At 60.8% G+C, this 13,634-nt stretch carries 11 protein-coding genes and 1 pseudogene; 5 read left to right on the plus strand and 7 right to left on the minus strand.

Annotation, left to right across the window (positions count from 1 at the left end; genetic code table 11):
• Positions 1 to 12: 12 nt before the first annotated feature.
• The 7 genes and pseudogenes from JIO00_RS10970 to JIO00_RS11000 all read right to left on the minus strand — a co-directional run.
• A pseudogene (locus JIO00_RS10970) lies at positions 13 to 135 on the minus strand (GNAT family N-acetyltransferase); the annotation flags it as partial.
• 167 nt (positions 136 to 302) lie between these two features.
• Positions 303 to 1,868, minus strand: a complete 1,566-nt coding sequence (locus tag JIO00_RS10975; RefSeq protein ID WP_200668189.1) for an amino acid permease — start codon at positions 1,866 to 1,868, stop codon at positions 303 to 305.
• 132 nt (positions 1,869 to 2,000) lie between these two features.
• Positions 2,001 to 3,161, minus strand: coding sequence for an iron-containing alcohol dehydrogenase (locus JIO00_RS10980; protein WP_200668191.1), 1,161 nt, complete (start codon positions 3,159 to 3,161; stop codon positions 2,001 to 2,003).
• A gap of 3 nt (positions 3,162 to 3,164) precedes the next feature.
• Positions 3,165 to 4,556: an aldehyde dehydrogenase family protein gene (locus JIO00_RS10985; RefSeq protein ID WP_200668193.1), complete on the minus strand. Its 1,392-nt coding sequence runs from the start codon at positions 4,554 to 4,556 to the stop codon at positions 3,165 to 3,167.
• A gap of 10 nt (positions 4,557 to 4,566) precedes the next feature.
• The gene (locus JIO00_RS10990; protein ID WP_010459015.1) at positions 4,567 to 5,940 is read right to left on the minus strand and encodes a glutamine synthetase family protein; all 1,374 of its coding nucleotides are present in this window, start codon (positions 5,938 to 5,940) and stop codon (positions 4,567 to 4,569) included.
• A gap of 193 nt (positions 5,941 to 6,133) precedes the next feature.
• Positions 6,134 to 6,640, minus strand: coding sequence for a G/U mismatch-specific DNA glycosylase (gene mug / locus JIO00_RS10995; protein WP_010459017.1), 507 nt, complete (start codon positions 6,638 to 6,640; stop codon positions 6,134 to 6,136).
• Complete coding sequence (locus tag JIO00_RS11000) at positions 6,633 to 7,259, minus strand: TetR/AcrR family transcriptional regulator (RefSeq protein WP_010459018.1); 627 nt, start codon at positions 7,257 to 7,259, stop codon at positions 6,633 to 6,635. Before JIO00_RS11000 ends, mug begins: the two co-directional genes overlap by 8 nt.
• A 252-nt stretch (positions 7,260 to 7,511) precedes the next feature.
• Between JIO00_RS11000 and JIO00_RS11005 the strand changes: the two genes are divergently transcribed.
• The 5 genes from JIO00_RS11005 to JIO00_RS11025 all read left to right on the plus strand — a co-directional run bounded on the left by JIO00_RS11005 (position 7,512) and on the right by JIO00_RS11025 (position 13,604).
• Positions 7,512 to 8,648, plus strand: coding sequence for an HlyD family secretion protein (locus JIO00_RS11005; RefSeq protein ID WP_200668195.1), 1,137 nt, complete (start codon positions 7,512 to 7,514; stop codon positions 8,646 to 8,648).
• A complete protein-coding gene (locus tag JIO00_RS11010; protein ID WP_169857339.1) occupies positions 8,648 to 10,120 on the plus strand; it encodes a DHA2 family efflux MFS transporter permease subunit in 1,473 nt (490 codons plus the stop codon). The genes JIO00_RS11005 and JIO00_RS11010 overlap by 1 nt, the downstream gene beginning before the upstream one ends.
• 19 nt (positions 10,121 to 10,139) lie before the next feature.
• Entirely contained in the window at positions 10,140 to 11,630 is a 1,491-nt protein-coding gene (locus JIO00_RS11015; RefSeq protein WP_010459021.1) for an efflux transporter outer membrane subunit, read from the plus strand.
• 22 nt (positions 11,631 to 11,652) lie between these two features.
• The gene (locus JIO00_RS11020) at positions 11,653 to 12,603 is read left to right on the plus strand and encodes an aldo/keto reductase (protein ID WP_200668197.1); all 951 of its coding nucleotides are present in this window, start codon (positions 11,653 to 11,655) and stop codon (positions 12,601 to 12,603) included.
• A gap of 62 nt (positions 12,604 to 12,665) precedes the next feature.
• The gene (locus JIO00_RS11025; RefSeq protein ID WP_200668199.1) at positions 12,666 to 13,604 is read left to right on the plus strand and encodes a LysR family transcriptional regulator; all 939 of its coding nucleotides are present in this window, start codon (positions 12,666 to 12,668) and stop codon (positions 13,602 to 13,604) included.
• Positions 13,605 to 13,634 lie beyond the last annotated feature (30 nt).

The raw sequence follows: 13,634 nt of genomic DNA on the forward strand, positions 1-13,634 counted from the left end.
GGGGGTAGCCTCAAGCCGCTTTTCCATAACGATGGTGCGCTCAGCCCCATGGAACTCGTCGCGGATGTTCTGATAACCCAACGCAGCGTAAAACTCCTCTGCTGTAATCGACGACGGTACCCGCACAGCGCCAACACACTTCGGGATTGCTGCCTGGGAACAGGCTCAGGCGGTAGTGGCTTTGTGGGCGTTGTCGAAGCTATCAGTGCCTGTAGGAAGTGAATGTCAGTTCATTAAACAACTCCTGATCTATCTGTTTTCATAAAACGGGACGCTTGGCGTCCCGTTTTATGGTGGTGGTATCAGTCTCCGAAACGTTTGTTCAGCGCCTCTTCCGCCGCAGCGATTTCGGCCTGACGCCTGATGATCACGTCGCCCACCGGCGGCCCCTGGAAGCGGCGGGCTTCAAAACCGAACCAGACAATCGCCGTCAGCACCAGAAAGCCGATGGTGATGTACAGCGCCCAATCGTTCGGTGGCTGGATGCCGATGACGAAGATGATCACCATCGAGAGGATCGAGAGGAGGGCGAACACGGTGAACCAGAAGCGTCCCATGTTCCACGGTCCCATGGTTGGCCACTTCGAGGTCCCGTAGGTGAACAGGCCGAGCACGATAGGGATGATGAAGGAGAAGAACAGGAAGATCACCGTGCAAGACACGACGATGGTGTAGACCGGTGTTTCACCGATCGAGATCACCGACGAGCCCCAGACGAACAACACCGCGAGGGTAGCGCCGGTCCAGATTGCCGCCACCGGGCTGCGCAGGGTTGGCGAGACCGATGACAATGCTCTGGAGAAGGGCAGGCCTCCGTCGCGGGAGAAGGCGAAGATCATGCGCGAGACCGAGGTCACGGTCGCCAGTCCGCAGAGGAATTGCGAGATGAAAATGGCCACGTACAGCGCCGTTTTTACCGTCGGGTTCACTTGCGTGTCCATCGCCCAGAAAAACACGGTCCAGCCATGCTTCGCCGCTTCGTCCATGCTCGGCAGCATCAGCACGAACGAGCTGAGCATCACCCAGCCGAACAGCATCGACCAGACCACCGACATGACCATGCCCCGTGGCACGGACAGGGCGGCATTGCGGGTTTCTTCGGAGGTGTGCGCGGAGGCGTCATAACCGGTGATGGTGTAGATCGGCAAGAGCAGGCCGAGCATGAAGATCCAGCCGTTCGAGACCTGCGGCCAGACGTTGCCGCCTGCTTCGCCGGAGTAGTTGCTGAAGGTCCATAACCGGGCAAACTCATAACTGGGCGCCGAGATCAGGCAGACGATGGTCAGCGCCAGTGCAGTGGCGAAGATCAGATAGCCCGAGAAATCGGTGAGCTTCGCGGTCAGGCCAATCCCCAGGTGGTTAAACAAGGCCTGCAACCCCGTGAGGATCGCCAGGAAAATCATCCGTGTCGTGATGGTGTCTTCCATCCCCAATGCGGGTCCGAAAGCACCAAAAAAGAAGTAGTAAGTGCCGACGTTGATCGCGCCGAGCACGGTCACCAGCCCCAACAAGTTGAACCAGGCCGTCAGCCACCCGGTAAAGCGGTTCCCGAGAATCGAGCCCCAGTGATAGAGGCCGCCAGCGGTTGGGTAGGCTGATGAGATCTGCGCCATGGCCATGGCGAAGACCCCGGAGATCAGGCAACCGACCGGCCAGCCGATGCCGATGGACGCACCACCCGCGCCCGAGGTGCCCTGGGCGAGTGAGTTGATGCCACCCGAGAGGATGCAGATGATCGAAAAGGAAATGGCAAAGTTGGAGAAAACGCCCATTCGTCGCGAGAGTTGCTGGGCATAGCCCATGCTGTGCAGCACCTTGACGTCATCGTCGTGCGACGCGTTGGTGCCGGCTTGGCTTGCTGGCTTCATGTTGTGTGCCCCTCCAGGTTTTGATACGCATCCATCCGTGTCCCGGATGGGCTGGCTTTCAACCCCTTGTCGTACTGCTCCTTTTCCAACCGGTACACCCTGTCCATGCCCATGTCTGGACAGACAACTGCTCTAGATACGGCCGTGATAAGCCGCGTCGAAAATGCTTGCCGCGCCAGCCCGGGTCAATGGCAACGGGTTGCCACCGGCAGACGGGTCGACAATCGCCATGTCCGCGATCAAGTCGGCCTGGCGATCATCCACGCCCAACTCGATCAGCGTGTGCGGCACGCCGATGTCTTTGCGCAGTTTGAGGATGAAGGCCAGAAAGCTGTCGAAGCCGGGCGAGGGGAGACGCAGATAAGCCGCCAGGCGCGTGATGCGTTCTTCGATGGCGGGGCGATTGAATTGCAGTACGTAGGGCATGAAGGTGGCGTTGGTCATGCCGTGATGGGTGTCGTATAGCGCGCCGACCGGATGCGAGAGGGCGTGCATGCCGCCCAGGCCTTTCTGGAATGCGGTGGCGCCCATCGCGGCGGCGGCGAGCATTTGCGCGCGCGCATCGAGATCGGACGGGGTGTGGACTGCCCGCACCAGCGCGTTGGCCACCAAGCGGATGCCTTCCACTGCGATGCCATCGGCCAGCGGGTGAAAACCAGGCGCGCAGTAGGCTTCCAGGCAGTGCGCAAATGCGTCCATGCCGGTGCCGGCGGTGACTTTGGCCGGCATGCCGACGGTCAGGGCCGGGTCGCTGATGACCACGCGCGGCATCATTTTCGGGTGGAAGATGATGCGTTTGGTGTGGGTGCGTTCATCGATAATCACCGCTGCGCGGCCGACTTCCGAACCGGTGCCCGCCGTCGTCGGCACCGCGATAACCGGAGCGATTTGGCTCTCGTTGGCGCGTGTCCAGTAGTCGCCGATGTCTTCGAAATCCCAGACCGGCCGGGTCTGGCCGCTCATGAAAGCGATGAGCTTGCCCATGTCCAGGCCGCTGCCGCCGCCAAAAGCCACCACGCCATCGTGTTTGCCGGCGCGCCAGGCATCGAGTCCGCCTGCGAGGTTGGCTTCGACAGGATTGGGCTTGAGGTCGCAAAACAGCGCGACGCCGAGGCCGGCGGCGCGCAAGGAATCCAACGCCGCCGTGGTGATCGGCGCGCGCCCCAGGCCGCTGTCGGTGACCAGCAACGGTCGCTGGATACCCTGGCTGCGACAGACCTCTGCCAGCTCGCCGATGCGACCGACACCGAAGCGGATGCTCGTGGGGTAGTTCCAGTTTCCGGTCAGGCTCATGGCTCAGATCTCATGGCGCAAATGGAAGGATTTTGCTCGGGTCAGATGCTCGTAGCCCAGGCGCGATAGCGTCACGCCGCGACCGCTGTTCTTGACGCCGGTCCAGGCCAGGGACGGGTCCAGGTAATCGCAGCGGTTCATGAACACGGTGCCGGTGTCGATCGCGTTGCCCAAGCGTTCGGCGGCGGCGAGGTCCTGAGTCCAGACGCAAGCGCTGAGCCCGAACTCGCTGTCGTTCATCAACGCAATGGCCTGGTCATCGCCGGTCACCGGCATGATGCCGACCACTGGACCAAAACTTTCTTCGCGCATCACCGACATGTGATGGCTGACATCGACCAGCACCTGCGGCGCGAGGTAGGCGCTGCCCGGTGCGTCGAGGGGAAAGGCCTTCGGATCGATCAGCGCCTTTGCGCCCATGGCCAGCGCATCGGCGATCTGCCCGCGCACAAATTCAGCCGCGCCCGGATTGACCAGCGGACCGAGTGTGGTGGCTTCGTCCAGTGGATTGCCCAGCACGTATTGATTCGTCAGCGCGACGAATCGCTCGACAAACGCCGGGTAGATGTTTTCATCGACATAGATGCGCTCGACGGCGCAGCAGCTTTGCCCGGAGTTGAAGAAGCTGCCGTCCACCAGGTTTTCCACCGCGTAGTCGAGGTTGGCGTCTGCGCGGACGTAGGCCGGGTCTTTGCCGCCGAGCTCCAGGCCCAGGCCGAGGAAGTGGCCTGACGCTGCGCTTTCCATCGTTCTGCCACCGCCGACCGAGCCGGTGAAGTTCACCTGCTGCACGCGGCCAGAGGCAATGATTGCGGCGGTCTGGTCATGATTGAGCAGCAAGTTATGGAACAGGCCTTCGGGCAGATTGGCGCGGCGAAACGCTTCGGCGAACCGTTCGCCCACCAGCAGCGTTTGTGAGGCGTGTTTGAGGATGACGCTGTTGCCGGCCATCAGTGCCGGAATAATCGTATTCACTGCCGTCAGATAGGGGTAATTCCAAGGAGCGACGACCAGCACCGTACCCATCGGCTCGCGCTTGATACAGCGGCGGAAACCGGCGACAGGCGTGGGTTCAATGGCTGCCAACGCTTCAGGTGCAATGGCGATCATATGCCGGGCGCGCTCTTCGAAACCGCGCAGTTCGCCCGCGCCAAAGCGCACGGGGCGGCCCATTTGCCAGGCCAGTTCCGGGACGATTTCGTCCTTCATGGCCAGCATCGCGTCAACGGCGGCACCGCAAAAGTCGGCGCGCTCGTTCAGCGGTCGGTGCTTCCATTGCGCCTGGGCCGCTGCGGCAGCCGCCAGCGCCTGCTCGATCTGCGCAGCATCGGCGCAGCGACGTTCGGCATAGACCCGGCCATCGACCGGTGAGATGAGTTGAATCGTTGCAGTCATGATGGCGGTCTCAATAGCGCTCGAAACCGCGCTGCAATTCCCAGTCGGTGATGCGCCGGTCGTACTCTTTCTGCTCCCACTCGGCGGTGTGCACGTAGTGGTCGATCACTTCATCACCGAACGCCTCGCGCAACATGGTGGAGCCCTGAAGGGCGGCGCAGGCTTCGCGCAGTGTCTTCGACACTTCAGGCAAGTGTTCGTCGACGTAGGCATCGCCTTCAAAGGGCGGCGTGAGGTTGAGCTTCTCGTCGATACCGGCCAGCCCCGCAGCGATCAACGCGGCAAAGGCCAGATAAGGGTTGAGGTCGGCGCCGCCGATGCGGCATTCGATGCGGATGGATTTGCTGCTTTCTGCACACAGACGAAAGCCTGCGGTGCGATTGTCGCGGCTCCAGACCGCACGGGTCGGCGCAAAGGTGCCGGCCTGAAAGCGCTTGTAGGAGTTGATGTACGGCGCGAGAAAGCAGGTGATGTCGTTGGCGTATTTCAGCTGGCCGGCCACCCAGGCACGCATCAACTTCGACATGCCAAACTCGGCCTTGGCGTCGAAGAACAGCGGCTTCTTGGCGTTTTTGTCCCACAGCGAATTGTGAATGTGGCTGCTGGACCCGGCGGCGTCATACCGCCACTTGGCCATGAACGTGATCGCCTTGCCCTGCAACTGCGCGATCTCTTTGCAGGCGTGCTTGATGATGACGTGGTGGTCGGCCATGGTCAGCGCATCGGCGTAACGAATGTTGATCTCTTCCTGGCCCGGGCCCCATTCACCCTTGGAGTTTTCCACGGGAATGCCGGACGCTTGCAGATGCTTGCGAATCGCCCGCAGCACCGGCTCCTCGCGGGTGGTCTGGAGGATGTTGTAATCCTCGATGTAGTGGCCGGCGGTTTTTGGCTTGTGGTAGTTGCGCTCGTGGATGGCCTCGTAGCTTTCGTCGAACAGATAGAACTCCAGTTCCGAGGCGAACATGCCGGTGTAGCCGCGTTCGCGCAGTCGCTCGATCTGCTTTTTCAGAATCGCCCGCGGGCTGTGCGGCAGGTCCCGCCGATGGTGGTGATCGAGGACATCACATAGCACCAGCGCCGTGCATTCCAGCCAGGGCACCCGTCGCAAAGTGGACATGTCGGGTTTGAGGACGAAGTCGCCATAGCCCTTGCTCCAACTGGCGGCGGCGTACCCCGGCACGGGTTCCATGTCGATGTCGTCGGCCAGCAGGTAATTGCAGCAGTGGGTTTCTTCGTGGCCGCTGTCGATAAAAAACTCGACCTGGAATCGCTTGCCGACCAGTCGGCCTTGCATGTCGACCATGCAAACAAGAACAGTATCAATCTCGCCGGAGGCGGCAGCACGTTTGAGTTGATCAAAACTGAGGAGGGGCTCGGTCATCACGTAGTCCTGCGTGAATAGGTTGGGCCTGTCTGAAATAGCTGTTGCAGACGCTCTCCAGAACAACCCCAAACCTGCAGACGCGAGCATCGTGTGCAATAAGCTGCTCTAAGCTTAGCTTACGGTTGTTGAACGCAAGTTTTGTTGATCGACGCCGGGTAGAGGGCATTGCCGTGCATGCCCTCGGTGCAGGCTAATTCACTGCCGACCAGAGTTGGCGGTACGCGGCCACCAGTTGGTCCAGGGTGAAGGCGAGATTTCGCCCGCTCGGGTTGGGCAGGACCCAGACCTGGGCATTACCAAAGGTGTGTGCCTGAAGCCCCCAGGCAATGGTTCGCTGGCCGGATAGCGCGCTGTACGCCGACTTGCCGAGAAATGCGACGTAGCGTGGCGCATAGCGAGCGATCTTCTGTTCAAAACTCGCGGCGGCGGCGGTGAATTCGTGCAGGGATAACTGATCCGCCCGCGCCGTGGGCCGATCCACCACGGCCGTCAATCCGCAGTGATAATTCAAGATCGTCCGGTCGTTTTCCGGGCGCACCTCCTCCGGCGTGAAGCCTGCCAGATGGAGCGTGCGCCAGAAACGATTGTTTCGTCCGGCAAAGTGGTGCCCTTGAGCGGCGGCCGTCATGCCCGGGTTGATGCCGCAGAAAATCACCGCCAGATGTTCCGCCAGGATGTCTTCAAGTCCTTCACGCACCGCACATCACCCCGACCGCATTGCGTGCCAGTTCCGTCAATTCCTCTCGGGATTTGCCTGCCCGCGCGCGTATCGAAATGCTGTGCAGCAAGGAAGACGCGAGGACGGCGAGGGCGGCGGCGTCGACGTCGGCTTTCAGTTCGCCGGAATCAATGGCCGTGCGCAGGCGTGTTTCCAGATCGGCATCGAGCCTGCTGAGCCGCTCGGAAAGCACTTCACGAATTTCCGCATCCTCGACCGCTTCGGTGGTCGCCGTGCCAATCGCAAAACAGCCGCGCGGTTGGCCGTCACCCGAGAAGTAGATCGATAGCTGCCCCTCGTAAAAACGCATCAAGGCATCGCGCAGGGGCAGGGTGGTGTCCGTCAGCGCTTCATGCATCGCCGCCGCAGCAAATTCCCAATATTGCTCAAGCGCTTTTATGTAGAGCGCGTGTTTGTCGCCGAATGCGGCATAGAGGCTGGGGCGATTCATGCCCGCTGCCGTGGCGATGCTGTCCAGCGAAGCGCCGGAATAGCCGGTGCTCCAGAACACACCAAGCGCTTGCTGCAGCGCAGTCTGCGGGTCGTACGCGCGAGGGCGGCCGCGACCTTTTCCTTCGGTAATCTTTTTTTGTGCCATGTCGTATAAAAACCTTGATGGAGGGTGGGTGTGGGGATATTCTTACACCATCGCACAAAATTAAGGAACCAGAAATTCCTTGGTTTACGGTTTGTTGAAGCGGAACTCGAACTGAGTGTTGCGGCGACGAAACAGGTGCGGCGGAGCGATCCTCCAGTCCGTGCTCGGGCTTGATTCCTCACAGCAACTATTGACGTCGGGGCCGCCGCATTGTTTGCCGGCCCGATGTCCCGGTGAAAGGTGTATTCGATCATGACTAAACAGTTCGACATCCCGGCTTCGCAGAGCTTCGAGCACCCCGCGCCGAACCTTGGCGATACGCCTGTCAAGAAACCGTTCAAACAGAAACTGCGGCCGTTCCTTATTGTCGGTCTGCCGCTGATTTTCGCCGCCGTCGGCTTCGCTCGCTATCAGGCCGGCGCTGCCATTATGTCGACCGATAACGCCTACGCCCGAGTGGCGAAGGCCTCGATCAATGCGCGGGTTTCCGGGCAAGTGGTCGAGATCGCCGTCGAGGACAATCAGCAGGTTCACAAGGGCCAGGTGCTGTTTCGCATTGATCCAAAACCGTTGCAGATCGCCGTCAACCGTGCAGAAGCGCAGTTGAGCGTGGCGCGCCTGCGTATCGATGGACTCAAGGCCAGTTATCGCCAGCAGCAGGCGGAGCTGCAATCGGCCAAAGAGTCGGCCGATTTCGACCAGCGGGAATTCGCCCGCAAGAAGGCGCTGGTTGCGACCGAATTCGTCTCCCGCGCCATTTACGAGCGCGCCGACACTGATCTCAAAGTGGCCCGGCAACGGATCGCGTCGGTTGAACAACAGATCGCCAGCACTGTGGTTGCCCTGAACGGCAACCCAAACATCGACGCCGATACCCACCCGACGGTGCGCGAAGCCAAGGCTCAGCTCGACGAAGCGCAGCTCTACCTGTCGTACGCGACGGTGTATGCGCCGGACGACGGCATCGTGGCCAAGGTCGACGATTTGCAGGTTGGCAACTTCGTCAACAACGGCGCGCCAGCCTTTGCCCTGCTGTCCGATCGCGAGATCTGGGTCGAGGCCAACTTCCGTGAAACCGACGTCACCCACATGCGTCCCGGCCAGACCGCGACCGTCATTATCGATACCTATCCGGATCACGTTTTCAAAGCTCACGTGACCAGCATGAGCCCGGGTGCCGGATCGGACTTCGCCCTGCTGCCGCCGGAAAATGCCACCGGCAACTGGGTCAAGGTTGTGCAGCGCGTACCGGTGCGGCTCGAGCTCGATGAGGTCGATCCTGCGTTGCCGCTGTTCTCGGGCACCAGTGCCACGGTCAAGGTCGATACCGGCTACCGCACGCCCTGGTGGCATCCGCTCAAGGCGCTGTTGACCGCAGGTAACTTCTGATGAACGCCAACCTTGCCGGACCCCAAGGTGCGGGAACGATAAGGTTCGCCGCGCTGCTCGCGACTTACATGCAGTCGGCGAACCTGCCGCTTCCGAATGCCGTACTCAGGTTGATTCAGGGCAGCCTGTCGATGACCGACGACCAGGCCGGGTGGATTTTCACCTCGTACCTGGCGGCGAGCGCCATCACCATGCCGGTTGCGCAATGGCTCGCCGGGCGATTCGGCCTGAAACTGGTTTATCAAACCGCGCTGGCCTTTTTCGTCCTTGGCTTGCTGCTCTCCACCCAGGCAACCACGCCACTGGAATTCATCGGCGCGCGCATTATCCAAGGCCTGGCGAGTGGCGTGCTGGCACCGTTGTCGATGGCGATTTCGCTGGAGACATTGCCCCTGGAGAAGCGCGCAAAATTTGGCGCGACCTGGACCGCCATCGTGCTGTTCGGCATCGTCAGCGGCCCGAGCCTCGGCGGCTGGATCGGCGAGCATTTCGACTGGCGCCCGATCTTCTACATCAGCCTTCCATTGTCGGCATTCATCTTCCTGGTGATGGCGCTGTTGCTGAACGAGAAGAAAGCCGAGAAGCGCCCGACGTTCGATTTCTTCGGCTTCGGCAGCTTCACGCTGGGGTTGATCAGCCTGCAAATGCTGCTCGATCGCGGTGAACGCCTGGACTGGTTTGCTTCGACCGAGATCTGGCTGGAGGCGATCGGCTTTGCGCTGGGGCTGTACCTGTTCGCCGTGCATGTGTTGACCGCGAAGGTGCATTTCCTCAACAAGCGCTTGTTCAGCGACCGCAACTTCGTGCTGTCGACGATCATCTTTTTCGCCGTCGGTTTCGTGCTGCTGTCGACCATGGCGCTGACCTCGCCAATGCTCGACGAGATTCTCGGCTACCCGCCGGACACCACCGGTTCCCTGACCATTCCGCGTGGCATCGGGCTGGTCGGCGCGTTCCTGCTGATGAACCGTGTGCCTGAGCGCTTCGACCGTCGGCTGTTCGTCGCTGCAGGCGTTGCCGTGGTGATTTATGCCAACTGGCTAATGCTCGGTTACTCGCCGTTGATGGACTGGTCGCCGGTGGCGGTGGCCGGTGCGATCCAGGGCATTGGCATCGGCATCTTGATGCCGTCGTTGACCAAGGTTGCGTTCAGCACGCTCGACCCGACGTTACGCCCCGAAGGCACCGGTCTGTTCAATCTGTCCCGTGTGTACGGCAGCACTTTGGGCGTGGCGATTGTGCAGCTGTATTTCTTCAACAACACGCAAGCGATGCACGTGGCGCTGGTGAGCAACCTGACGCCGTACCGCGTCGGGCCGATGTCCCTGCAAGCCCTGGCGGAGCTCAACCACATGGTCACCCACCAGGCAGCGTTTATCGCGGTGGTCGATCAATTCAAGATTTTGATGGTGGCGATGCTGGTGGTGAGCCCACTGGTTGTCTTTCTTCGCAAGCCCGTTCCGACCAACTAGTTTTCGTGGAGTTTGCCCAATGAAATCCAATGCGCACTTCCTCAACAGACAGCTGTTCAAAACCACCTTCGGTGCGGTATCGGCGCTGGTATTCCTGACCGCTTGCACCGTCGGCCCTGACTACCAAATGCCGCCGCCGAGCCTGTCGCAACACTACGACCAGCAGGCCGAGCAACGCCTCGGTCAGGGCGGCAACACGCCCGGTGAACAGCATATCGACCTGGGTAAAAAGGTCCGCGGTGACTGGTGGACAGCTTTCCAGTCGCACAAGCTCAACAGCGTGGTGCGTCGCGCCATCGAGGGCAATCTTGAACTCGTGGCAGCGGACGCAACAATCCGGCAAGCCGCGTCTTCGGTAGCTGCCGCGGAAGGTGCGTTGTATCCGCAAGTCGATTTTGGCGCGACGGCAGGCCGCCAGCGGGTACACAACGCCAAGGAGCCTGCCACCTCCAACTTCTATGCAATCGGGCCGCGGGTTGGCTTTGACCTTGACGTGTTCGGCGGCAACAAGCGCGTGATCGAACAGCAAGAAGCGTTTACCGCGCTGCAGAAGCATCGTTATGAAGCGGCGTACCTGACCCTGACCGGCGACGTTGCCAGCCAGGCATTGTTGGTGGCTTCCGCCAACGCACAGATCGCGGCCGTCGAGAAGCTGCTGGCCAATGACGCCAAGAACCTCGACCTCGTGCGCATGGCCCACACCAACGGCACCACCACGCAGATCGACGTTTCGTTGGCCGAAACCCGGCTCGCCCAGGACCGCACGCTGCTGCCGCCCCTCGCTCAGCAGCGCGATGCGGCACGCCACGCGTTGTCGATTCTGACGGGCAAAGGCCCGGGTGACTGGAGCGCGCCGGACTTTGATTTTGCCGAGTTCGTATTGCCGGCGAACGTGCCCGTCAGCGTGCCCTCGGAAATGGCCCACGGCCGGCCGGACGTTCTGCAAGCCGAGGCCGAATTGCACATGGCCAGCGCGGCCGTCGGCATCGCCACCGCCAATCTTTACCCGCGCGTCACGTTGTCCGCGTCGTTGGCCCAGGCCGCCTCAGGCAATGGCGGCGCTGCACTCTGGGGTTTCGCGGCGGGGATCGCGGGGCCGCTGTTCGATGGCGGAACGCTCAAGGCTGAACGTCAGGCGGCCGTCGACGGCTACAAGGCGACGCTCGCTGGCTACCAGCAGACCGTCATTCAGTCGTTCGGCCAGGTCGCGGACTCGCTGCAGGCCATCAACCATGACGCCGAGCAAAACCTGGCGCAGGAAGACGCGTTACGCGCCGCCGACACCAGTTTGCGCTTGAACCAGCAAGCCTATGCGCAAGGCGAGAACAGCATCCTTCAGGTGCTGGAAGCGGAGCGTGCCTATGAGCAGGCGTTGCTCGGTCAGATCCGCGTGAAGACCGCGCAATACCTCGACACCGTGCGGCTGTACGTGGCGCTCGGCGGTAATTCCGTCGGCGCGTTCGAGCAGCGCGTTGCCAGCCGCGAAGCCCCGAAACCTTCGTATCAATAGCCCCAGAGATTGGAGTACAGACATGACTTACGAGCACTTTAACGATGACCTTCGTGACACGAAATTTCCGTTGAATCACGGCTCCGGCGCAATGCCGGCCGTGGGATTTGGCACCCTGTTTCGCGACCTCAGCGTCACCACCCAGGCGGTCAAGGACGCGCTGGAAGCAGGCTTTCGCCATTTCGATTGCGCCGAGCGTTATCGAAATGAAGAACAGGTGGGCGTGGCCTTCAAGGAAATGCTGGACGCCGGAAAAGTCCGCCGCGAAGACCTGTTCGTCACCACCAAACTGTGGAACACCAACCACCGTCCCGAGCGCGTCGCACCGGCGTTCGAGGCCAGTTGCCGACGCCTCCAAGTTGATTACATCGACTGCTACCTGATCCACACGCCGTTTGCCTTTCAACCCGGCGACAACCAGGACCCGAGAGATGAAGAGGGCCACGTTATCTACGACGACGGCGTCACGCTGATCGAGACCTGGCGGGCGCTGGAGCGCCTGATGGATGAAGGCCGCTGCAAGTCGATCGGCTTGTCGGACATTACCCTGGAAAAACTGCGAGAAATCGTCGAAGTGGCGCGGATCAAACCGGCCGTGGTGCAAATTGAAGCTCACCCGTACCTGCCGGAATGGGAACTGCTCGAATTCTGCAAAGAGCATGGGATTATCGTGCTTGCGTTTGCGCCACTGGGCCACGGCATGGAGCCCAATGTATTGGAAGAACCGGTGATTACCCAGATCGCCCAACGTGTGCAGAAAACCCCGGCGCAAGTGGCGCTGGCCTGGTCGGTGCAGCGGGGCGTGGCGTTCCTGACCACGTCGGCGACACCAAGTCACATTCGGGAAAACTTCGATATCTCGACCTTACCGCAACGGGCCATGGTTGAGATTCAGGAGGACATCACGACCCGGATTCGATTCAACTCGGTGGTCGAAACCGGCGTTCCAGGATTTATTCCGCGCAAGAAGTAACCCATGATGAAGAGGCGGCCTTGCAAGGCCGCCTCTTTTTTCCATCCCCCGAGGTGAAAACGATGGACGTGTTCCAGACCCTGCGGTTTTTCGTGGCGGTGGCCCAGAGCGGCAGCTTTACGGCGGCGGCGCAGGTATTGGACACCAACACCACCAACGTCTCCAAAGCGATCTCCAGTCTGGAGGCCAGGCTGCAAACCCGACTGATCAACCGCACGACCCGCCGTCTGGCGCTGACCGAAGCCGGCCTGCGTTACCTGGAACGCTGCGAGAGGATTCTTGACGAGGTGCGGGAGGCCGACGAGGAAGCAGTCACCGCGAACACCCAGCCTGTGGGGCGGCTGAAAATCCATGCGATGTCCGCCGTTGGCAATCATTACGTGATCGACGCCATTGCCAGATACAGAGAGCTGCACCCTACGGTCATATTTGATTTGACCCTGACTAATCGACTGCCGGATTTGCTGGAGGAGGGCTACGACATGTCGATCGTGCTGGCCCGGGACTTGCCCGATTCAGGCTTCGTGGCGCAGCGGCTCGGCGTCACGTACAGCATTCTCTGCGCGTCGCCGGCGTACTTGAAAAAACGCGGACATCCGGATTCCCCGGCCGCGCTCGCTGCACATGACTGTCTGAAAATCGTGAACACTGTCATGCCGGTTGAAAACTGGGTATTGGACGGGCCCGAAGGCGTGGAAACCGTCAACGTGGCGTTATCACCGTTTCATATCAACACCGCCGATGGCATGACCGTCGCAATCACCAATGGGATGGGGATTGGTATCCAGCCCATTGCATCGGCGGTCAATGGCTTGCGGGCCGGGACGTTGGTGCGTGTATTGCCCGGCCATCACCTTGAAGCGCTGAATCTGTATGCGATCTATCCGTCACGAAAGTTCGTCGATGCAAAAATAAAGACCTGGGTAGCGTTTCTCAAACACTCCATTCCGGTCGTGTTGGCCGCGGATGAAAACATCGTCGGCTCAGCGAAAAAAAGTTGATTCACACAGGCTGCAGGCATGGAGTGTCGA

Source organism: Pseudomonas sp. SW-3, from assembly GCF_016615645.1.
In the GTDB taxonomy this organism is placed as follows: Bacteria; Pseudomonadota; Gammaproteobacteria; order Pseudomonadales; family Pseudomonadaceae; genus Aquipseudomonas; species Aquipseudomonas mandelii.